Genomic DNA, 18,127 nt, shown 5'->3' on the forward strand with positions numbered 1-18,127 from the left:
CCGAGCGGCGTCAATAGGCCACGTTCAACTCTTCAGATCCATAGCGGAGCAGGAAATCCGCTTCGGATTGTTCGGAGAGCAGCAGACAGGTGTGGTCGTTGGCACCGGTTCGGTAGCAGTAGACGTCGAGTTCCTCGGGGTTGCGGTTGGAGTGGATAACCTCCCCCGTCCGAAGCACGTAGCGCGTTGCCATCACCTTCCACCCACGGGTTCCTTCGCGATAGCGCTGATACAACCCAATCAATCATTTCTTTGCTGATCTGCGCACCGGCCGTGATTCGGCACTGAGGTCACCGCGAGCTCATTCGTTGTCGACGCGGATGAAAAAGCGACTCTCCACGTCCATCTCGCCCTGATCGTCGGTCTCAGGATCGCCCTCCACCAGCTCCACAGCGAAATCCTTGTCGTCCAGTTCGTGCACAACGCTCTGACCGTGCACCAGGTTGTGGACGAGCAGGAGTCGTTTCATGGGTGGAGGGAGACGCCGTTCCACCGGTTGATAGCAACAGCTTGACCTTCAGCGGAAGCCGAAACCTTCTCGGATCGGCTGCTTGGCGGAGTATTCCCGCGAGAGCGCATCAAGCATCAGGGCGATGTAGCGGTCATCCATGCCGATGTCCTGCTTCAGCTGACGCATCAAACTATTGATGCTCTTGAACGCGTCTGGAATCTGATGGTCCAGATGCTCCTTGGTGGGTCGGTAGGGCATCGGAGCCAAAAAAAGTCCCCGTGGAATTTAAGGGAACCGCGGGGAAAATTGTGTTGCTGCTGAACCGGAGATCAATCCTCTTCTTCGGAACCGCCAACAGGGATCAGGCGGATCTGCTTGCGACCAAGCTTGATCTCATATTCATCGCCGGGCTGCAGTTCCAGCAGAGCGGTGTAGGCCTTGCCAATCAACAGATTGCCGTTGCCCTGAACCACAGCCTTGTAGGACAGCTTGCGGCCACCTTTGCCCACACCAGATCCACCGGTGGAGAAGGAAAGGCCCTTGGCTTCCAGGAGGGCCTCGTAGAACGCGGTGAATTTCACCTGCTCAGAGCCGTCTTTCTTTTTGACGACGTAACCACAACCCCTGGCCAGATCTGTTTTGGCGCAATCGCCAAGTTCCTTGACGCGGTTGAGCAATTCAGCTCCGGTAAGCATGGGTCTGTGAGATCGTTACTTCTCTATTAGAACAAATATTGTGCTGCTCACAAGGGGAAAAAAGCATTGAATTCAGTTAATTGGCTGGAAAAACAAAAAATCAGCATGTGTGAGCAGCTTGTGTTGGTGGTTTGACAAGGCCATCAGCGTGAAACAGTTGGCCTCGAGAATGCGTTCAAATGGCCAACTCCCAGCACCAATCAACATCCCAATCAAATCCTGACCAGAGTGGACGAGGATGGTTGGTGAACACAACCCAACAGCGGCTGGTGTATTTCAAGCCGGAACTGAATTCAGAAACCACGGCCTGGGTCTCAATCAGGACGTATCACTACGACCCGCCCATACCACCGCAACCCCTCAGCCATCGCCGCGTTCTGGATCAGAACGCGATCGACACCTGGAACGTGATGGTGAAACGGGGCTGGCGACCCTGCCGCGCTCCAGCACGCTGATCACTTTCGTTGTTGTTGCTACTGGTTCGGCAATCAATGGCATCAATTGCGCAGCAATGCCTCTCTTCAGGCTGTCAAAGCCAGATCACGATCGATAGGTTGCCGCTCAGGAACAGATTCAGTTGTGAGCGTCAGTTCAGTTCAGCCCGCCCAAGCAATCAGTTCCACCAGCGTGCATGGCGCCTGGCAATTGTTGAGCTACGACGTTGAGGAACAAGCCAACGGCAACAGCTTCGCGCCGATGGGGGACAACCCCAGCGGCTATGTGATCTTCACTGCGGAGGGTCGTCTCTCCTTCATGCTCTCGGCAGAGGGTCGCCAACTGGGCAGTAACGCCGAGGAGCGATCGGCCCTGCTGAGCAGCATGATCGCGTACACCGGCACTTACAGGCTCGAGGGTGACCGCTGGATCACCCAGGTGGATGTGGCATGGAACCCGGAATGGGTGGGCACAGAACAGACCCGCTATTTCGCGATCGATGGCGACGTGCTCACGGTGCACACCCCCTGGCGGGTGATGCCCAACTGGCCCGAGACAGGCCTCACCCGCAGCATTGTTCGTTTTCAGCGCTGCAGCTGAAGGGTTTCAACAGAAGACTCAGGCGTCGGTCTCGCCCTTCTGGCCACCACAAGCGTGGCGGGGTTGGTAGCCCTGCTGCTCAGCCAGGTAGCGCAGATAAACAATCTGATGACGGTCCGGCATGCCCACCGCAGCAATCAGACCCAACGGCCCAAACAGAAAACCTGCAACAGCCCAGCGTTTGCTGTTGCGCGCCTTCTGGGCGGCAACGGTTTTCGAGAGGCCGGCGCTGATCAGATGAGCGATCAGCACAAACAGCAGAGACTTGAGTTCCACGGAGAACGCGCAGCACACCCGTTGAGTTAGCCAGCGTCTGCAGCACTGTCAGCCTTAGAACGTCAGCTCACGCCGAGCTGCGATGGCCACCACCCCCCTCCCCAGCACAGGCGCCGTGAGCGGACTGGGGGAAACCCTGGCCTTCTTCACCCAGGCGGAGTTCGCCCAGCGGCGCTTTGAGACCCACGGCGATGTGTTCGAAACCAAGCTGCTGGCCCAGCGGATGGTGTTCATCCGCGGCGAAAAGGCCATCGGCGACCTGCTGGGGCAAGGGGATGCCTTGGAAGGCTGGTGGCCCGATAGTGTGCGGCAACTGCTGGGCAGCCGGTCGCTGGCCAACCGCAGTGGCCCGGGGCACAAAGCCCGGCGCCGGGTGGTGGGGCAACTGTTCTCCAGCGCAGCACTGGTGCGCTACACCCCGTCGATCGAGCAGATGGTGGCGGAGCTCTGCCAGGAGCTGATCACCACCACCACACCGTTGCCGCTGGCGGCACGGATGCGGCGCTTCGCCTTTGCCGTGATCGCCACCACCGTGCTGGGGCTGGATGGCGCCAGCCGTGATGCCCTGTTCGCCGACTTCGAGATCTGGACCCGGGCCCTGTTCTCGATTCCCCTGGCACTTCCCGGCACCCCCTTCGCCAAGGCGATGGCGGCCCGCCAACGGCTGCTGAAGCGGATCAAGAGCGTGCTCCAGGCGGGCACCAACCAAGGCGGGCTTGATCTGCTGAGCGGGGGCCTGGATGAAGCCGGCATTCCTTTGGACGATGACGACCTGGCCGAACAGCTGCTGCTCTTGCTGTTCGCCGGCTACGAGACAACGGCCTCATCGCTGAGCTGCCTGTTCCGGGCGCTGCTGCTCAACCCGGAGGTGGAGCACTGGTTGCGCGATGGGTTGGCGAGCGAGGCGGCATCACCGCGGTTGGACGCGACGGTGCTGGAGGTGATGCGGCTGACGCCCCCGGTGGGAGGCTTCTTCCGGCGCAGCCTGGCGCCGATCGAGCTGGCGGGGGTGGCCGTTCCTGAAGGGAGCGTGATTCAGGTGGTGCTGAGCCCGACGTCGGCCGGTGATGACGAGGATCTGGCGGCATTCCGGCCGCAACGCCACCTGGATGGATCTTTCAAGCAGACGCTGCTGCCCTTCGGTGGCGGCGAGCGGGTGTGCCTGGGCAAGGCCTTGGCGGAACTGGAGATCCGCCTGATGGCGGTGGGAATGCTGCAGGCGGTGGAGCTGCAGCTGCAGCCAGATCAAGACCTGGCGCTGCAACTGATTCCCAGCCCCACTCCCAAGGACGGCCTGCTTGTTCAGGCCACCGCGCGCTGACTCTGACGGTGACGGCGACGGCCGAGGGGTTCGATCCAGTCCACCAGCACCTCCTGGTGGCGCAGCATCGGCTCCGGCAGGCGGCAGCCGAGGTTGATCTGGCCCTGATCCATCAAACGTCCGAGCCGGATGGCGGCGGCCTCCTCGGGCCGATCAAAACTGGTCTGATGGGAGGCCAGCCAGTTCACCTCGTGCTCCGTGATCACCCCGGTGGAAAGGCTCTCCAGGAAGATTTCTCCGACGGTCATGAGAAACGTGTAACGAATTCGTTACATCCTGGCGCGGCCGGCCGGCGGCTGCGATTCAGGGTCGTTCAGGCCAGCCACTGATCGGCATCCATCACCTTCTTGATCAGCAGGCCGAGGCGCTTGAACTCAGCGAAGTTCACATCCTTCACCGCCTGATCCAGGCCGCAATCCACCCAGGCGCCATCGCGCTTCTCCTCAATCGTGAAGTCCTGCTCGAGGCTGTCGCGGCGGATCCGGTAGGTGATGCCGTCCTCATGGAGGTAGTCGGCGGAAACCAGCTGCAGACCCATCGATTGCTCGCGTCAATCCAGCGATGGTGGCGTGAAGGTGTCGGCCACCGCAACAATCCAGCGGGCCGCCGCTGCCGTCACCTGTTCCTTGGTGACGTTGAACTCCAGATCATGCCCCTGCTCGAGCAGATCGGGAATGATCGTCTGCCAGGCCATGCCGGCGGCACTGGCGTTGAGATCACCTATCAGCACAAAAGCCTTGGCCGCCCCGGTGACGGCATCGGTGTACTCGGGATTGGCGCTCACCTTGCTGCGGTACCAATCCCCCACCAGATCCCGCTGGGCCTTGCTCAAAAAGGGCGGGGCGCCAACGAGGTAGGCGTCGAGCACCAGCATTGGGCTGGGCACACTTTTGCCGGGGTGCTTGAGCTCAAACCAGGCCTGGCCGATGGAGGCGGCATCGGGCCAGTGGCAGAGGATCGCAGCGTCCTGACTGTCGAGGGACCGCTGGCTGGCCAGCTGATCAATCAGCTCCAGCAGCGCAGGCCCGGTGAGGGGCGGTTCACTGCGGGCATGCTCAGCGCGGGCTTCATTGATCGCCTCGGCCACGGCCGCCTCGTTCTCGTTGAGCTGCTCGAGGGCCCGCTTGAGGTTGGCGTCGGCGTCGGCGGGGTTGGCCACGAAGCATAAGGCGGGGGCAATCCCCAAGATGTCACGGCTTATTGGTAGTTCTCCACCTGCAGGTTGTAGCCCGACACCAACAGATTTTTATCCAGGCAGATCTCGGAAGGGAATTTGGGCGACGCCGATTTGATCAGGCGCAGATGAACATCGGTGGGCTTGTATCCCGCTCTTAGACAGCACTCAAAGAATTTAGAGACGGCAACTTCAAGAACCTCAGTACCAAATAGCGGCGTCACCTGGCCGCTTTCGTGCACCAATAGCCCGAAGTAATGCATCCAGAAGCCAAAGATCTCGGGGACTTTACCTAAATGAGGATTATTCTCAATGGGAATTGATACTCACAAAAAAGCAGGAGGGATGCCCCTCCTGCCGTTCATTGATCGGATGATCGCTGCTTGAGGCAGGGGATCAATAGCTGCCGTAGTTGAACTTGCCGCCATACATGCGGCGGTAGGCGCTGTTGCGGGCGTTCTTTACGGCGTTGGTGTAGGAGAAGCCAGCACCATCGCCACCGAAGCCACCGCTACCGGCAGTGAAGGTGCTGAGGTCTTTGGTGAGGCGCTTCACCAGCAGAGGTCCGGTGTACATCACGTGCTCGGCGCTGGCGTTGGCCGGGGTGACGTCAGCCATGCCCACGAAGGTGGAGCAGGCGGCCCGGGCTTCCGACTTAAAGCCGCGCAGGTAGGGAACCGTGTCGGTGCCGAAGGTCTCGAGGTACTCCTCGGAGTGGGTGAGGCTGTCAACAAAAGCATCAAAGCCCTGGTCAGCAATCAGCTGGATGCCAGCGCTGATTTCCTGCTGACTCACCGGAGGACGGCCCAGCAGGTGCTTGGTGGTGAGCTCGATGCCGCGCATGGGCGACACGGCGTGGAAGAACTTCTGCTTGTAGAGGTCAGACTTGACCAAGCCGCCCATGAAGCCCTGCACGTTGATGCGGCCATCACAGAGGAAGGCTTCCAGGGAGGTGAGGCGCTGGCTGTCGGAGATGCCGATGTTGCCGAACACCTGCTTGTAGGCCGCGGCGATGGCGGTTTCCAGGGCCGAGCTGCCGGTGGCGGCATAAGAGTGGTTCACCGCTCCGAAGGGGCAGACCTCATGGATTCGAGGACCCATGCCGATGCCCATCGAGGCGCATTGGTTCTGCTTGTATTCAGCGGAGCTGGATGCAGCTTTGCCGGCGTTGGAACTGGCGCTCTTGGTGGCAGTCGCGGAGTTCGCAAAGGCGAAGGACACCCGCTGATCGTGGGTGAAATCCCGCTTGTACTTCAGAGCTGGCATCCGAAAGACCAATGAAATTCAGTTCAAGTTATGGCGATGACTTCATGTGCGCTGATGAACTTATAAATAGTTCAAAGTGAGCGTTACATGGCGCAATCAAAGCGGCTGACTGCAACGCGATCGCCACAACTTGAAACAGCTGAAAAGCCAGATCGGGACTGAAGATCTGACGGAATCAGCCGCTGTTGCAGTAGCGAACGGCTTCGGCTTGGGAGCGGCCCTCGGCCACCACGGTTTCCACACAGCCGTTGAACAGACGGCTCTCCTGCTTCACAGCACAGAGGCCAACGGCAATGGCCGCCAACGACACAGCCGACACCACGGTGGCGGAGATCTGAACCAGGCCATAGGCGAGCATCACCCGCTTCTTGCCGCCACAGGACTGCTCGTTGGTGGTTTCCTCGGACATCACAAAGACGCAACCCCGAGACCCTATGGATCGGGCGTTGGCCACCGAAGCACGATCACGACCGTGATCACCGAACAGGCGATCAGCGAAAGAGCGATCACCGAACAGCCCCCCAGAACTCAGCCGAGGGGATCGATCAGGCCGTAAAGCAACGCCATCACCGCCAATTGGGTGCGATCCGCTGCACCCAACTTGTCTTTGGCGTTGACCACGTGGGTCTTCACCGTTTCCACCGAGATGCCGAGGCTGCTGCCGATGCTCCGGTTGGTGAGGCCGCGGGCAACGCCAGCCACCACCTCCAGCTCCCGCTCGGTGAGCTCTTCAATCAACGGCGGCAGGTTCAGGTTCGGAGCTTCAGCCGCACCGAGCTGGCGAATCTCTTCGAGGAGATACACCCCGCCTTCAGAAAGGGTCTGGAGGGCTTGAACGAAATCGCCCTTGCCGGTGCCGAGGCTTGATTTGAAAATCACCGCATCGGCGTAGGCCTGCATCGCCTCCTGCACCACGGCCTGGGTTTCGCGCACCAGCACGATCAACAACTGGCAGGTAGACAGCTCCGCCTTCACCCGCCGCAGCAGGTTCATGCCTTAGCCGGTCTCCAAATCCGACGTGCAGATCAGCAGGCTCGGCTTGTGGCGTAGCACCAGCTCAAAGCCTTCGTCTTCAGTGGTGGCGGCACCCACCACAGCACGGCGAATCGGCTCCGCCAGGCAAAGGCAAGCCAATGTGAGGCGATCACCACAGCAGGCGACCACCCGCTGGGTCTTGAAAAACTGCGCCGTTGCCTCGACGGCTTCGTTCAACGCGCGCGACTCGAGCCGCAGCTCCATCCCAGACTGTTGGGATGCCCCCTTTTAGCGGCGTTTGGATGGCTCAGCTGCAGAGCCATCACACTCAGCATCCCTACGGACAACACCCCGGATGCAGTGGGGATAGCGCTCACGCCCCAGGCACCAGGCCTGGGCGGTATCCACCACCTGCACCGTTTCGGTCTGCAGCTCTCCTTTGCGCTGAAGAATCAGGTCATAGAGAGGAGACATGCAAACCGACAGGGCGCCCTCTTATTGAGCAATACGCCAAGGGATTCCACATCCATCAGTTGGGGGAGCCATCTGTGTAGCCATATCCCTCAATTGATGGAATTAGAGCAACGAAGTAGGCGCCAAGCCCCCTTCGTGTCATTTGGCACAACAGCATTGAAATGAAGCCAGCACATTGATGCTGTTGCTTCAAAGCTGTGGCCAGCCGGCTACGCCAATCCCTGCTTCAACTCGGTGACCGTGTTAGTCGCCGCGTGCCGCGCTGGCCGGAGGGATCCTGGCCCGATGCCATGCAACGCAGCCCGCTCAGGGTTCGCAGCACCGCCAAGGATGTGATCAAAAGCACCGCTCAGGCAGCTGTGGGCTTGGGGCGCAGGGCTGCACGCCTGGGGATGGAATCGATCAAACGCGCCAGCAACCGATGAACAGTGGACTGCTGGTGTTGTCTGTTTTGCTGTTTGTGGCCGGTGCCACCTTGGTGAGCCTGGACTGATTAAGCACAAGCACTCAACGCGATCAAACGGATTGATCGGCAACCAAATTCAAGAAGCACGACAGCGGTTGATACAGCTTCTCGTTGGAATCCAACAGATCGTGGCTGCAATCAAGTCCAAAGCCCATGGAATTCCTGATTGCCGGCTGCTTCATCTTTCCGCTTTCAGCCCTCTGGATTCAATCAAGGGAAGACGACAACAATGAAGACGAAATGGACTTTCTTTGAATCAAGCCCTGGAAGACGGCAAGACCGAGGCCTTCAACTCATGGGCCAGAAGATCAGTGGCCAGCATGGCGAGAGCAACACCCATCAGGGCAAGAGCCATGCCCTGATTTTCGTCTGAGGCAACAGCTACATTCCTGGACAATTCCAGATGTTTTTCCCAGGAGAATTGCATCAGCTCCAGGCCTGTACATGCTTTCTAAGGCCATAAGCCTTAGCGATCCGAGCAATCAGCGGCATTCAGAAATGTTCTGTAATGCAAGCAATGCATTGAGTTGAGCATTCTTTCCTCAAATCGGTTGCAACTACTACGTTTTCCATTTGCAGCCTCAAAAGTTCTCGGGTACGTTCCGCTCACAAAGCCACAAGCCAATGGAACCCATCGCGTTGACTCTGGGCCAGAAATTTGAAATCGAGAAATTCTCACGGGAGATCGATAACTCGGACGATCTTGCGGCTCTGAAAAGCATTGCCAAAGACCTCTTGCTGGCCTGGAAACAACAACAAGCCGCCTCAGCCTGGATCGTCCGCCAGCAATCCCAGGGCCTCTGAAGTCAGCTGATTTCGTTGCTCACCACTAATAACGATGGAAGACAACCAAATGATCACCACCATCTCGGTGGAAATGGATGCCTTGCGTCTTCTGCACCGGGCTGTATCCGATGCCTACGCCAACTGGCCCGGTGGTGATGCCAACGAACAGGCCTGCCTGTTGAACATGAAGACCCAGCTCTATGCAGCCTTGATGGACCACCTGCTCGAATCGGGTTCCATCTGAGCCCACTTCGGAAGCAAATCAGTCGTTTTCCCTTACTCAGTAGAAAAACTCATGTAGTAGCGGCAGCTGCGGCCACAGACTTGATCCGGCCGTGGAGTTCGCCATGCAATCTGATCGCTCCCGCCTGCGCGAGCTGGAGATCCGTGTCGCCAACCCGCAGCACTGGAGTTCAGGCGAACACCAGATCAATGTTGAAAACCTGAGGCAGCTGCGCTTTCAGATCGAAGATCAACTCAAGAAACTGCGCCAGCACAACCAGCCATCCGCTTGATCAAACAGCCTGGCCTGCTCAGCTCGCCTCAGGCTCGGCCCGCGCTCGGCTGCGGATGAAATCCCAGGCCTCTTCCGCTGAATCTGAGAAATGGATCAGCTCGAGGTCGTCATCTGAGATCAAGCCCGTCTCAGCAAGGTAGTCGAAGTCCACCAGCCTCTTCCAGAAATCTGTTCCAAACAGAACAATGGGCATGCTGCCTTTGGTGCCCACTTGCCGCAGTGTGAGCAGCTCAAACAGTTCATCAAGCGTGCCGAAACCCCCCGGGAAAAGGATGGCGCCAATCGAGCGCATCACAAAATGGAATTTGCGCAGTGAGAAGTAGTTGAACTTGAAGCAAAGATCGGGGGTGATGTAGGGATTGGGGTGTTGTTCAAACGGCAGCGTGATATTCAGCCCGATCGAGCGGCAGCCGACCTCAAAGGCACCCCGGTTGGCAGCTTCCATGATTCCCGGGCCACCACCGGTCACGATCACATGGGATGAGCAGTCGTTGGGTTGTTCCCTGTTGCACTGACCATGCCGGGACGCCAATGAGGCGAATTCCCGGGCGGCATCGTAAAAACGAGACAACGCCACGAGCTGTTGCGCATGGACAACTTGCCGCTTCAACACCGGTGAGCCCGGAGATTCACTGAGACGTTGCTCGGCTTGCGCCAGCTTCGCTGCTGCGGTGTCGTTGTCGACGATCCTGGCCCCACCAAAAACAATGATCGTCGATTCGATTCCGGCTGTTTCCAGATGCAGATCCGGCTTGGTGATTTCAAGCAGCATGCGCACACCACGCATGGCATTTCTGTTCAACAAGTCGGGATCTTCATGGGCAATTCTGTAGGTGGGGGACGTCAGAATCGCGTCCAGGTTGGCTTGCTCAGGACTTGAAGTGCCTGGGAATTGAGTCATCTGTTCAACAGTCATTGGTTTTAGCGATGTCGGCGGTATTGGCGAGGTCGTCTTGCGTCAGAGGATGTTGGCCGCCAGTTCAGCCAGTTCACTGCGCTCTCCTTTGGAGAGGGTCATGTGTCCCACCAGGGGCTGGCCTTTGAGTTTTTCCACCAGCCAGGTGAGCCCATTGCTTTCGGCATCCACATAGGGATTGTCGATTTGATATGGGTCACCGGTGAAGACAACCTTGGTTCCTTCACCCACCCGCGTCACGATCGTTTTCACCTCCAGGGGCGTGAGGTTCTGCGCCTCATCCACCACCAGGAACTGATTAGGAATCGATCGGCCGCGGATGGTGTTGATCGCTTCCACCTCAAGCAACCCCATACCCTGCAAATCGGCCCAGGCGTTGCGTGGTTCGCGCTGCCGCTGTTTCTTCGTCTGCTCAGCATCCCCGCCGGTAGACGAACCGGTGATGAAGTCGATGTTGTCGATGATCGGCTTCATCCAGGGGCCGAGTTTCTCCTCCAGCGTGCCGGGCAGGTAGCCAATGTCTTTGCCAAGGGAGATCGGTGGGCGCGTCACCAACAGGCGGGCGTAGTGATGGGTATCGGCCACCTGGTGCAAACCAGCAGCGATGGCCAGCAGCGTTTTGCCCGTGCCGGCCTTGCCCACCAGAGTCACCAGAGCAACGGAGGGATCGAGCAGCAGATCCAGCGCGAAACTTTGCTCGCGGTTTCTGGCTTTGATCCGTCCCAAGTGGGCGCGATGCAGCCAATGCAGCGGTTTGATCCTGTTGCTGTTGCCTTGATGCCGGGCCAGCAGGGTATGGCTGTCGTTGCGCTGATCCACCAGCACCACGCCTTCATTTGCCTGGAGATGCTGCCCCTCGGGATCGGCGACAGCCTCCACAGGGAGTTGATCCTCGTCATGCAGGGTTTTGATCGTGTCCGCATCGGTGCTGAGTTGTCGGAAGCCTGTGTAGAGGTCGTCGATCGAGACGTTGTCGTTGATGTAGTCCTCGGCCTGCAGGCCCACCGCATCAGCCTTGATTCGCAGGTTGATGTCTTTGCTGATCAGCACGACCTCGGGCGCCTGTTTCAGCCCGCTGCATCGCATCTGCTCGAGGGCCACCGCAAGGATGTTGTTGTCGCCGCCTCCCCCCTGCAGTTCTGCCGGCAAGGCGTTGAGAGCTTGGGCCTGACAGAAAATCACCTGCAGCATGCCGTGATTCGTGCCCTCAATCGGAACGCCATCGGCAAGGCTTCCGCGGGCTCGGTAGGAATCCAGGAGCCTTGAAATGCGCCGAGCATTGCGGCCTTTTTCGGAGTGATCCTTTTTGAAGCGATCGATTTCTTCAACCACTTGCATGGGGATCACAACCCTGAGATCACCGAAGCGGTGCGGCGCCTCAGGATCGTGGAGCAGCACATTCGTGTCGAGAACAACAATTTTGTCTTTCATTGAACTTCACCATTGATGAATCAATTGGTGTTAAAAAAAAACATCAAGGTTGTGACCTAAAAAATCACAACAGCAGACCCCTTCTCCCCGCAGGCAAGACGCAGGGAGAAAGAAGATTGCAACAACAAAACCAGGCAGATCAACCAGGGCTTATTGCTTGAACCAAAGACAATCGATTGCGTTGCCTTGAGGACGTCAACGACGACGTACTGATCTCAGTCGTCATAGATCTTGCAGCCAGGTGCAGTTGGAGAGGTGTCGCAACGCTCATCCCAGTACAGATCGTGCTGAGATTTCATCGCTTGCTTGGGTTCTTCAGCCTGACCTGGCTGCGTCTTGTCAAATGCATTGAGGGGAATGCAGAGATCGAAAAAACCTGAACAGATCGTGACCATCTCTCTCCTTGTCGCTGACTTATCTCTACTCCTCTCCCCTCCAGAATCAATAGGTACTTAACCCATTCCTTTACACAAACAAAAAACCGCTCTTCCCGGAGGAAGAACGGTTGATGGAACACGAAGATGGATGGACTCGTCCACTCTCGGATCAATGGTTCGTTGATTGATCAAGCAGCCTGCTGGTTGCCTGAATCTTCTTCCTCGGAACGGATGAACCGCTTGCGTTGAGCCGATTCATTGCCAGATAAATCGTTTGCCTTCGAAGGCTCAACGGGTTTGCGTTCGGGTTTGTCCAAGCCCATCAAAAGGGGATGGATACCTCTTCTGCTCATTGAAGTCTCCTCTTATTCAGATCTCGCGTCGTGGTCTGTCGGCCCTTTCGCGTACATCAACTATCGCGCAGATCAGATGCAGACGCGCCCCGCAATGCTTAAGAGAATCTTGCGAGTCACCCACAAAGACCGGCCGCAGAGGGATTGAGGCAGCAAAGTGAGTTCACGAATCGAACGCAACGCACTGCGGGGTGCTCCGATGATTTGCATTCGAACCAGCCTCGCCGCGGCAGGCCTCGCCATCGCCACCGCGATTCCGGCAAGCGCTGAGATCGTTGCCTCAACCTGCCGGCTGCTCAGCTACAACGGCCCCATCACCAGCGTGAAAACCTTCCGCTGCGATTTCATGCAGCGCGGTGGCAACGTATTGGTGAACAGCGCTCAGCATGAGTTCAGCTTTCTGGCTGCCGAGCAGGGCGAGACCTACATCCGCATCAACTCGATCCCGCTGCGCTTCACCCGCACAGGGGCCTACACCCTGGAGGTGACCCAATCGCCGTGGTTGCGCTGACTGTTGCGATGGCCACCCCAAATGGGGGTATCAAGAATCGAATGCACAGGAGTTGATTGATTCCGCCGGCGGCGGATCCTGCAGTCTGTCGGCGGCTGTCGAGTGAATGCCCTGAGGTCCTCCATGCCCTTAGGGTTTCCTCCTCAAATCCGAGAAAGTTTTGAAACTGACTCTTTCGGGTGAATAAAGGAAGCCCTGGAGCCGTCACTCCAGGGTTTTCTTGTTTGAGAGGAGCTTGGGGTGTGAGGAACGTGGCAGGGGAGAAGCCACAAAAGAAGGAGACCACCCTTCCCGATTGCCTGTCGCCTGCAGGAAGGATCGTGCGTGGAAGAACCCCTAAACAAGCAATGAGTATCGGCTGGTTACTCAATTCGGAATTTCTTCCATGAATCTTCAGGGAGCATTGCCTCAGCAGCCATCTCGGTGCCCATAGCTTCCAAGAAGTATCACGCTCCTATATGTGCCCACTTGACCTTTCTAGTCTCAAGTGGGGCGTTGACGGCGAGTTGTCTCCCAACGACACCCTCAACCTGATGGAGCGATTGGCCAGAGCGGAAGAGATGAGCCAGGGGGCCGACCAATCAGGTCTCAACTCCAGTTCCCTTCCCCATGAGGAACAATCAAAAGAGTCCTGATTTGGACGGCTCAGCCAACCAGCCGGTCATCGGAATTCAAAAGAGCCTTTCCTTTCGCAACCCTCACCACTTCGCCTGTGAGCCCAGGGCTTTGATAGATGACGCGGTACACGTTCGTGAAGGCAAGAGATTTAGCGCGTGCATTCACGAACGCCTTGAACTCAGTCTTGAAGCACTGTTCTTGAACCCATTGGTCGAGCCCATCGCTTCGTTCAACGCAGTACATCATTTGGCGCACAGAGGACATTCAGCCTGATGAGGCTGCAGCCGTTTGCCCTCGATCGACAGGCCAGCTTCGGGATCACGTCATCAGTTGGTGACGCGAAGCCAGGTGCCAACACTCTCCAAAGTTGTTCTTACGCCTTGAACGTCGATCAGATTGGGACGCACAAATTGAAGCCACACGACGGAATCACATCGCGTCGAGCGATGAGGGAATGCGATTCCGCCACCGGTGTGCCCGCGAACGCACAGCACGGCACCTCGGTTGTATCCCCGCTCATCGGATCGAAATCGAGTCACTTACTACCGATGCCCGTTCTTAGTTGAGCCTTCAGGCCGCGATCGTCAACACCAGAAACGATTCCAATCTTGAGACCAATTCGTGTAAAGTTTCGATAAGCGACTTCCAGGAAGATGACCAATGCCCTGTTCTCCCTGGTTTTTGCAGCAGTGATGTGGGTTCAGGTGCCCCAGTGGCAACCGGACTGGTCGCAGTGCTCCGTTGATACGCCGGATGTGGACTGTCACTGGTACGTCACCGCACCAGACAACACCTTTGGCGAAGGCTTTAGCTGGGAGAACGCACCCTGGTTCAGTGCTGAAGGGCTTCGGGATGTGGGTGATCTGAACAACACGATGACCACGATCCACAGCCAGGCCCTTTCGGGCAATTGACGCAGCCAGCAAAGCGTCAGCCCTAACCTCTAAGTTTGGAGAGACTTCAGTGAACGACTACTCAGCAGCTATCACCGCTCTCATCGTGGTCACCGTGGTGATCTCTGCTGCCGTCGTTTACGTGCTGGCTCAGCCGACCGACCTGCCCAGATACAAAGAAAACAAGGACCAATAGCGGCCACCACGTGGGTGAACACTGACCATTCCACCCACATCGCCTCGCAGGTCTGAATCCAGCACTAGGGTCGCCAGAACTCCTACACACATCTGGCGTGAAAGGTCCGAACCTTGCTTTCTTAGGCGGCTCTGTGATCGTCGCGATCATGGCAATGGTTGTCTTTATTGGCGCCGCCAACGCTGGTGACTGCCCCCGCAACAAATCAGCTGAGGCCAGCTCAGTTGAGGCCCACCACAACGCCGACGACAAGGCTGACGTTGAAGCCTGATTGGCTCCACCAACTCAGCGAAGCGGATCAACCTCAATTGGGGCGATGGTCTGGAACGTGCTTAACGCTTCTCCGATGGTCTGCCCAACAAAGATCCCACCGGTGAGCACCGCAGCGAAACAAGCCAACCCGAGGATGAGTCCAGCTGCAATGCGAGTGGAGCTCGTGGTTTCCGCTTTGGGTTGCTCAGTGCTGGACACCATCTGAAGTGCTGCGACATACCAGTTGTGGCTGAAACCGCTCCCGGTTTCAACTGCGGATAGAAACAGTCCAAGGCTTTGCTGTGAGCCCCGTTCCCATATGGTTCCCCGCTAAGAGTGACGAGAAATGGTTTCAGGTTTGAAGCGATTTCTCTTGTTGAGGCAGCCAAACTGGGAGTTCAACCTGATACATATAAACAGTATCCGGACGAACCCACATCAACAACCATCACGCATCTTGGGGGTTTTGATTTGTGCCCACTAGCGTCATGCGGCTTGAAAAGACTTGTGCCTCTCAAGACTTCTCCACTCTCAGGCCCCTTCCGTGTGACCAATCCCAAACCCAAACGGTGGAGAACCGCCATCAAAGCCCGAGAGAATCAGCTGCTTACTCTTGCCAAGGAAGCTTTGCAAGAGAAGAAGGAAAGAAGAGTGATTCATTTTCTGGACTATATCGATCAAGATATCGCTGCATAGCCAATAGTTCGTGCAATAAATTGAACATATCCGACTGAACAAGCCCTTATCGATTGGGCTGTAGCCCTGGGTGGGAGATTCCCCACCAACGGCCGAGAGGAACACAAAAAGGCCCCTGGAGATCTCACCTCCAGAGGCCAGTGTCCCTAGTTCGACGACCACTTCACTTTCTTCGAGATGACCCGCGAGAGGGAGTGGGAGAACCGTCGGAACAGGTCGTAGACACCGGCCATGGAGCGGACGAGCAGAGACAAAAAAAGGCGGCAGGGTATGCCGCCCATCAACAAGGGGACGAATGCGTCGAAGGTGCTGGCGTCCCAGCTGCACCACCCTCTTTAACCAGCCTGCAGTGCCGTGGGCGTCGTTTACGAACTGCCAAAAAAAAGGGGGGTGTTCCCTAAGCACCCCCCGCATTTGACGCATCGCCCCTTCACCGAAGAAGCATTCAAAAGATGACGTGAGGTTCAGTGACAAGTCGTCGCCATCACGACAAAACGATGGGTGTGGTCAGCAAGCCAAGAAAAAGACAGCATTTCCTCGCCGCTACGGGTAAAAGCGCTTACCGGTGCTTTCTGGTGCCGACCGCTACGACAGCTCTGCTTCAACCCGAGGCATGACAGAAGCAGGCCAAAACAGAACCTTCATGGAGTTCGCACTGCTTGCGTTGTTTACCTGCTCGCTTGCTTCAGTCATCGCAACGGTTGTCCACGGGACCTACTGATGAGGAGCACGTCCCGTCGGTTGGCCTTAGAGCACCGCTTCGCAAGCACCGTGCTTTGGTCGCTTTTTGCGGCTCTGATCTTCCAAGCCCTGGCGAGTCGATAGGCAGGTTTATCGGCACAAGCCAGCAACAACCCGTTTTACCAATGGGAACTCACTCTTTGAACGGCTGCCGTCTTAGGCAGACTTGGTGTTGAGCTCTTGCCTGTTCTTCAGAACTTGAGCATTAATGTGCAGCAAAACATTGTCTGCTTCCTGAATAAATTTTTCCCGACACCATTGATCTGTAACCCTTCCAGCTGCATCCATCAGAGTGATGTATTGCTCTTCAAGCGTCACTTACTTTGTGCAGTTAATGAATGATGGCAGGGCTGACACTGGCTGCAGTAGTTGCTGATACCTGAAGCTCGACAACAAGAAAACCGCTCTCTTCACAACTGGGCAGCCATAAAAAAGACCTCCGCCAAAGGCAGAGGCCTCAAAACAATCTCAGGGATGCGACCTTGTTTCCATCCCATGAGGTGTTTCCCTCACAACTTCATCGTGTCTTGAGGATGGGAAATGGGGAAGCAACCTATGGACAGCCTGTCGCTTGTCCCTCTGCCTGATCGCTCATCAGAAGGCGTTGGAGCAGAAGACGGTGGGGCGGTATCGCTATGCCCTGGTCCATGTTCAAAGCTTTTCGGACGAACCGTGGGTGATGCCCAAGAAAAAGTCCCGGTGTTCGATGCCGGGACCTCCGCCTCTCATGACGTACCCCAGTCCTAACAGAGCGACTAAGTATTTATGCGTACGGCTTACACGACCAGCGTGTAGCAGGTGGCACGTCTCAGCCTGGTTCGACAGGGCTACGACTGGAGTGCCCCGGGGCGGCCCGAACCACTCAGGGGCGGCGGAACCAACTTCGAGCGGTCACCTGACCGATGGTTTCGCCTGGGGAAGATCTGCGGCTCGTCTCAGTTACGTCCAACGGCCCTGGCAAGGGCCTGCTCCATAAGGACATACAAGGGAAGCAGCTTCGAGGGGACCTGCCTGAGGAACTCCCTTTCAGCCTTAACCGTGGCCAACGCATGGATCAATTGCCCCTTCTGGTCTTCGTAGGTGAAGACCTCAAGACCTTCTGGTGAGACTTCAGCGCCAACCTTGTTCCCGTCCCTGAGCAGAAATCGCGCCACGTTCATTTGAAGCTGGAGTTGATTGTCAGATGGTTTTTCTCTGGCAGAGCTGCTGTCTGCATTCCGAGACCTGATCTGCCCCATCCCGTACCAACAGGGGCCTCAGACCCTTGGAACGATGTGGGTGACGAAATCGGCGTTGACCCAGTTGATGACGCCGGTATCAACATCAGCCACCTGAAACAACGTCGGAGTCTTGGGGTTCCTGGCACCACCATCGACCCAAATCACATCTGCCATGCGCCAGGCCCCATCCGTATCAGTGACGATCACGGTCATTCCCGATTTGACGTGAAGGAAGACCGGATCCGACTTGGGCGCCGAGATGCCGCTCGCATGATCAACCGCCATAGCCCTCGTACCAGTACAGACATACTAGTGTAGAGGTTGTTCAAGGGTCCAGGAACAAAATCTGAAGGCTCATGCAACGGGCTGGTGTGGCGCCGACCGCATTAAGGGTTCCGCGCTCGCCAGACTTCGGCCGTGCCGAGGCATCGCGCCACCAATCCCCCGCCGGTGAAGCCGAGCGATGAGGGATGGGTATTGCTGCTTT

At 57.3% G+C, this 18,127-nt stretch carries 30 protein-coding genes; 10 read left to right on the plus strand and 20 right to left on the minus strand.

Features of this window, described 5'->3' with window-relative positions; genetic code table 11:
* Positions 1-10 precede the first annotated feature (10 nt).
* The 4 genes from DXY03_RS03890 to DXY03_RS03900 all read right to left on the minus strand — a co-directional run bounded on the left by DXY03_RS03890 (position 11) and on the right by DXY03_RS03900 (position 1,146).
* Positions 11-235, minus strand: a complete 225-nt coding sequence (locus DXY03_RS03890) for a hypothetical protein (protein ID WP_115009175.1) — start codon at positions 233-235, stop codon at positions 11-13.
* Positions 236-301: 66 nt separating this feature from the next.
* Positions 302-469 (minus strand): hypothetical protein, encoded by a 168-nt coding sequence (locus tag DXY03_RS11820; RefSeq protein WP_170951960.1) that lies wholly within the window; start codon positions 467-469, stop codon positions 302-304.
* A 48-nt stretch (positions 470-517) separates the two neighbouring features.
* The gene (locus DXY03_RS03895; protein WP_115009176.1) at positions 518-709 is read right to left on the minus strand and encodes a hypothetical protein; all 192 of its coding nucleotides are present in this window, start codon (positions 707-709) and stop codon (positions 518-520) included.
* A 71-nt stretch (positions 710-780) separates the two neighbouring features.
* A complete protein-coding gene (locus tag DXY03_RS03900) occupies positions 781-1,146 on the minus strand; it encodes an AbrB family transcriptional regulator (protein ID WP_006850785.1) in 366 nt (121 codons plus the stop codon).
* Positions 1,147-1,391: 245 nt separating this feature from the next.
* Between DXY03_RS03900 and DXY03_RS03905 the strand changes: the two genes are divergently transcribed.
* Together DXY03_RS03905 and DXY03_RS03910 are read left to right on the plus strand one after the other, a co-directional pair.
* The gene (locus tag DXY03_RS03905; RefSeq protein ID WP_244272256.1) at positions 1,392-1,601 is read left to right on the plus strand and encodes a DUF1651 domain-containing protein; all 210 of its coding nucleotides are present in this window, start codon (positions 1,392-1,394) and stop codon (positions 1,599-1,601) included.
* Between the two features lie 124 nt (positions 1,602-1,725).
* Positions 1,726-2,181: a lipocalin-like domain-containing protein gene (locus tag DXY03_RS03910; RefSeq protein WP_115009178.1), complete on the plus strand. Its 456-nt coding sequence runs from the start codon at positions 1,726-1,728 to the stop codon at positions 2,179-2,181.
* 18 nt (positions 2,182-2,199) lie between these two features.
* On the opposite strand, the gene DXY03_RS03915 is transcribed toward DXY03_RS03910, so the two are convergent.
* The gene (locus DXY03_RS03915) at positions 2,200-2,457 is read right to left on the minus strand and encodes a hypothetical protein (RefSeq protein ID WP_244272258.1); all 258 of its coding nucleotides are present in this window, start codon (positions 2,455-2,457) and stop codon (positions 2,200-2,202) included.
* Between the two features lie 82 nt (positions 2,458-2,539).
* On the opposite strand from DXY03_RS03915, the gene DXY03_RS03920 reads away from it, so the two are divergent.
* The gene (locus tag DXY03_RS03920; protein ID WP_115009180.1) at positions 2,540-3,778 is read left to right on the plus strand and encodes a cytochrome P450; all 1,239 of its coding nucleotides are present in this window, start codon (positions 2,540-2,542) and stop codon (positions 3,776-3,778) included.
* On the opposite strand, the gene DXY03_RS03925 is transcribed toward DXY03_RS03920, so the two are convergent.
* The 9 genes from DXY03_RS03925 to DXY03_RS03960 form a co-directional block, all read right to left on the minus strand.
* Entirely contained in the window at positions 3,760-4,026 is a 267-nt protein-coding gene (locus DXY03_RS03925) for a hypothetical protein (RefSeq protein WP_115009181.1), read from the minus strand. The two genes, DXY03_RS03920 and DXY03_RS03925, sit on opposite strands and share 19 nt — an antisense overlap.
* A 65-nt stretch (positions 4,027-4,091) precedes the next feature.
* Positions 4,092-4,316, minus strand: a complete 225-nt coding sequence (locus DXY03_RS03930; RefSeq protein ID WP_011364493.1) for a hypothetical protein — start codon at positions 4,314-4,316, stop codon at positions 4,092-4,094.
* A 12-nt stretch (positions 4,317-4,328) separates the two neighbouring features.
* The gene (locus DXY03_RS03935; RefSeq protein ID WP_115009288.1) at positions 4,329-4,937 is read right to left on the minus strand and encodes a hypothetical protein; all 609 of its coding nucleotides are present in this window, start codon (positions 4,935-4,937) and stop codon (positions 4,329-4,331) included.
* Positions 4,938-4,975: 38 nt separating this feature from the next.
* Complete coding sequence (locus DXY03_RS03940; protein WP_244272262.1) at positions 4,976-5,215, minus strand: hypothetical protein; 240 nt, start codon at positions 5,213-5,215, stop codon at positions 4,976-4,978.
* A gap of 133 nt (positions 5,216-5,348) precedes the next feature.
* Positions 5,349-6,218 (minus strand): phycobilisome rod-core linker polypeptide, encoded by an 870-nt coding sequence (locus DXY03_RS03945; protein WP_115009182.1) that lies wholly within the window; start codon positions 6,216-6,218, stop codon positions 5,349-5,351.
* A 175-nt stretch (positions 6,219-6,393) separates the two neighbouring features.
* Positions 6,394-6,627 (minus strand): hypothetical protein, encoded by a 234-nt coding sequence (locus tag DXY03_RS03950; RefSeq protein ID WP_115009183.1) that lies wholly within the window; start codon positions 6,625-6,627, stop codon positions 6,394-6,396.
* A gap of 119 nt (positions 6,628-6,746) precedes the next feature.
* Positions 6,747-7,211 carry a response regulator transcription factor gene (locus tag DXY03_RS03955; RefSeq protein ID WP_244272264.1) on the minus strand — a complete coding sequence of 155 codons (465 nt, stop codon included), beginning with the start codon at positions 7,209-7,211 and terminating at the stop codon, positions 6,747-6,749.
* A 3-nt stretch (positions 7,212-7,214) separates the two neighbouring features.
* On the minus strand, positions 7,215-7,457 hold the full coding sequence (locus DXY03_RS12585; RefSeq protein WP_244272266.1) for a hypothetical protein: 243 nt from the start codon (positions 7,455-7,457) through the stop codon (positions 7,215-7,217).
* Between the two features lie 24 nt (positions 7,458-7,481).
* Entirely contained in the window at positions 7,482-7,667 is a 186-nt protein-coding gene (locus DXY03_RS03960; RefSeq protein WP_115009184.1) for a hypothetical protein, read from the minus strand.
* A gap of 197 nt (positions 7,668-7,864) precedes the next feature.
* On the opposite strand from DXY03_RS03960, the gene DXY03_RS03965 reads away from it, so the two are divergent.
* From DXY03_RS03965 to DXY03_RS12160, 4 genes are all read left to right on the plus strand, one after another.
* On the plus strand, positions 7,865-8,092 hold the full coding sequence (locus tag DXY03_RS03965) for a hypothetical protein (RefSeq protein WP_115009185.1): 228 nt from the start codon (positions 7,865-7,867) through the stop codon (positions 8,090-8,092).
* Positions 8,093-8,706: 614 nt separating this feature from the next.
* Positions 8,707-8,937 (plus strand): hypothetical protein, encoded by a 231-nt coding sequence (locus tag DXY03_RS03970; RefSeq protein WP_244272268.1) that lies wholly within the window; start codon positions 8,707-8,709, stop codon positions 8,935-8,937.
* A gap of 34 nt (positions 8,938-8,971) precedes the next feature.
* Positions 8,972-9,163 (plus strand): hypothetical protein, encoded by a 192-nt coding sequence (locus DXY03_RS03975; RefSeq protein WP_115009187.1) that lies wholly within the window; start codon positions 8,972-8,974, stop codon positions 9,161-9,163.
* Positions 9,164-9,266: 103 nt separating this feature from the next.
* On the plus strand, positions 9,267-9,434 hold the full coding sequence (locus DXY03_RS12160; RefSeq protein ID WP_170951026.1) for a hypothetical protein: 168 nt from the start codon (positions 9,267-9,269) through the stop codon (positions 9,432-9,434).
* Between the two features lie 18 nt (positions 9,435-9,452).
* On the opposite strand, the gene DXY03_RS03985 is transcribed toward DXY03_RS12160, so the two are convergent.
* Positions 9,453-10,337, minus strand: coding sequence for an LOG family protein (locus DXY03_RS03985; protein ID WP_244272270.1), 885 nt, complete (start codon positions 10,335-10,337; stop codon positions 9,453-9,455).
* 57 nt (positions 10,338-10,394) lie between these two features.
* Complete coding sequence (locus DXY03_RS03990) at positions 10,395-11,783, minus strand: PhoH family protein (protein ID WP_115009189.1); 1,389 nt, start codon at positions 11,781-11,783, stop codon at positions 10,395-10,397.
* Positions 11,784-12,670: 887 nt separating this feature from the next.
* Here DXY03_RS03990 and DXY03_RS04000 point away from each other — a divergent pair.
* A complete protein-coding gene (locus DXY03_RS04000; protein WP_244272272.1) occupies positions 12,671-13,024 on the plus strand; it encodes a hypothetical protein in 354 nt (117 codons plus the stop codon).
* Between the two features lie 645 nt (positions 13,025-13,669).
* On the opposite strand, the gene DXY03_RS04005 is transcribed toward DXY03_RS04000, so the two are convergent.
* Positions 13,670-13,906, minus strand: a complete 237-nt coding sequence (locus DXY03_RS04005; RefSeq protein WP_115009192.1) for a hypothetical protein — start codon at positions 13,904-13,906, stop codon at positions 13,670-13,672.
* Positions 13,907-14,295: 389 nt separating this feature from the next.
* Between DXY03_RS04005 and DXY03_RS04010 the strand changes: the two genes are divergently transcribed.
* Both DXY03_RS04010 and DXY03_RS12735 read left to right on the plus strand, forming a co-directional pair.
* Positions 14,296-14,556 (plus strand): hypothetical protein, encoded by a 261-nt coding sequence (locus DXY03_RS04010; protein ID WP_115009193.1) that lies wholly within the window; start codon positions 14,296-14,298, stop codon positions 14,554-14,556.
* Between the two features lie 323 nt (positions 14,557-14,879).
* Complete coding sequence (locus DXY03_RS12735; protein WP_256377233.1) at positions 14,880-15,002, plus strand: hypothetical protein; 123 nt, start codon at positions 14,880-14,882, stop codon at positions 15,000-15,002.
* A gap of 1,574 nt (positions 15,003-16,576) precedes the next feature.
* Here the strand turns inward: DXY03_RS12735 and DXY03_RS12165 are convergent.
* The 3 genes from DXY03_RS12165 to DXY03_RS04030 all read right to left on the minus strand — a co-directional run bounded on the left by DXY03_RS12165 (position 16,577) and on the right by DXY03_RS04030 (position 17,925).
* Positions 16,577-16,738 carry a hypothetical protein gene (locus tag DXY03_RS12165; protein WP_170951961.1) on the minus strand — a complete coding sequence of 54 codons (162 nt, stop codon included), beginning with the start codon at positions 16,736-16,738 and terminating at the stop codon, positions 16,577-16,579.
* A 617-nt stretch (positions 16,739-17,355) separates the two neighbouring features.
* Positions 17,356-17,580: a hypothetical protein gene (locus DXY03_RS04025; RefSeq protein ID WP_115009196.1), complete on the minus strand. Its 225-nt coding sequence runs from the start codon at positions 17,578-17,580 to the stop codon at positions 17,356-17,358.
* Positions 17,581-17,676: 96 nt separating this feature from the next.
* Positions 17,677-17,925, minus strand: coding sequence for a DUF3104 domain-containing protein (locus DXY03_RS04030; RefSeq protein WP_115009197.1), 249 nt, complete (start codon positions 17,923-17,925; stop codon positions 17,677-17,679).
* Between the last annotated feature and the right edge of the window lie 202 nt (positions 17,926-18,127).

The sequence above is a fragment of the Synechococcus sp. N5 genome (assembly GCF_900473925.1).
Lineage (GTDB): Bacteria > Cyanobacteriota > Cyanobacteriia > PCC-6307 > Cyanobiaceae > Parasynechococcus.

Excerpts from the sequence above, each read along its gene's own strand:
- DXY03_RS11820 (WP_170951960.1), bottom strand. The coding sequence starts at position 469 with ATGAAACGACTCCTGCTCGTCCACAACCTGGTGCACGGTCAGAGCGTT.
- DXY03_RS03895 (WP_115009176.1), bottom strand. The coding sequence starts at position 709 with ATGCCCTACCGACCCACCAAGGAGCATCTGGACCATCAGATTCCAGAC.
- DXY03_RS03900 (WP_006850785.1), bottom strand. The coding sequence starts at position 1,146 with ATGCTTACCGGAGCTGAATTGCTCAACCGCGTCAAGGAACTTGGCGAT.
- DXY03_RS03920 (WP_115009180.1), top strand. The coding sequence starts at position 2,540 with ATGGCCACCACCCCCCTCCCCAGCACAGGCGCCGTGAGCGGACTGGGG.
- DXY03_RS03925 (WP_115009181.1), bottom strand. The coding sequence starts at position 4,026 with ATGACCGTCGGAGAAATCTTCCTGGAGAGCCTTTCCACCGGGGTGATC.
- DXY03_RS03930 (WP_011364493.1), bottom strand. The coding sequence starts at position 4,316 with ATGGGTCTGCAGCTGGTTTCCGCCGACTACCTCCATGAGGACGGCATC.
- DXY03_RS03940 (WP_244272262.1), bottom strand. The coding sequence starts at position 5,215 with ATGCATTACTTCGGGCTATTGGTGCACGAAAGCGGCCAGGTGACGCCG.
- DXY03_RS03945 (WP_115009182.1), bottom strand. The coding sequence starts at position 6,218 with ATGCCAGCTCTGAAGTACAAGCGGGATTTCACCCACGATCAGCGGGTG.
- DXY03_RS03950 (WP_115009183.1), bottom strand. The coding sequence starts at position 6,627 with ATGTCCGAGGAAACCACCAACGAGCAGTCCTGTGGCGGCAAGAAGCGG.
- DXY03_RS03955 (WP_244272264.1), bottom strand. The coding sequence starts at position 7,211 with ATGAACCTGCTGCGGCGGGTGAAGGCGGAGCTGTCTACCTGCCAGTTG.
- DXY03_RS12585 (WP_244272266.1), bottom strand. The coding sequence starts at position 7,457 with ATGGAGCTGCGGCTCGAGTCGCGCGCGTTGAACGAAGCCGTCGAGGCA.
- DXY03_RS03960 (WP_115009184.1), bottom strand. The coding sequence starts at position 7,667 with ATGTCTCCTCTCTATGACCTGATTCTTCAGCGCAAAGGAGAGCTGCAG.
- DXY03_RS03975 (WP_115009187.1), top strand. The coding sequence starts at position 8,972 with ATGGAAGACAACCAAATGATCACCACCATCTCGGTGGAAATGGATGCC.
- DXY03_RS12160 (WP_170951026.1), top strand. The coding sequence starts at position 9,267 with ATGCAATCTGATCGCTCCCGCCTGCGCGAGCTGGAGATCCGTGTCGCC.
- DXY03_RS03985 (WP_244272270.1), bottom strand. The coding sequence starts at position 10,337 with ATGACTCAATTCCCAGGCACTTCAAGTCCTGAGCAAGCCAACCTGGAC.
- DXY03_RS03990 (WP_115009189.1), bottom strand. The coding sequence starts at position 11,783 with ATGAAAGACAAAATTGTTGTTCTCGACACGAATGTGCTGCTCCACGAT.
- DXY03_RS04005 (WP_115009192.1), bottom strand. The coding sequence starts at position 13,906 with ATGTCCTCTGTGCGCCAAATGATGTACTGCGTTGAACGAAGCGATGGG.
- DXY03_RS04010 (WP_115009193.1), top strand. The coding sequence starts at position 14,296 with ATGACCAATGCCCTGTTCTCCCTGGTTTTTGCAGCAGTGATGTGGGTT.
- DXY03_RS12735 (WP_256377233.1), top strand. The coding sequence starts at position 14,880 with ATGGCAATGGTTGTCTTTATTGGCGCCGCCAACGCTGGTGACTGCCCC.
- DXY03_RS04025 (WP_115009196.1), bottom strand. The coding sequence starts at position 17,580 with ATGAACGTGGCGCGATTTCTGCTCAGGGACGGGAACAAGGTTGGCGCT.
- DXY03_RS04030 (WP_115009197.1), bottom strand. The coding sequence starts at position 17,925 with ATGGCGGTTGATCATGCGAGCGGCATCTCGGCGCCCAAGTCGGATCCG.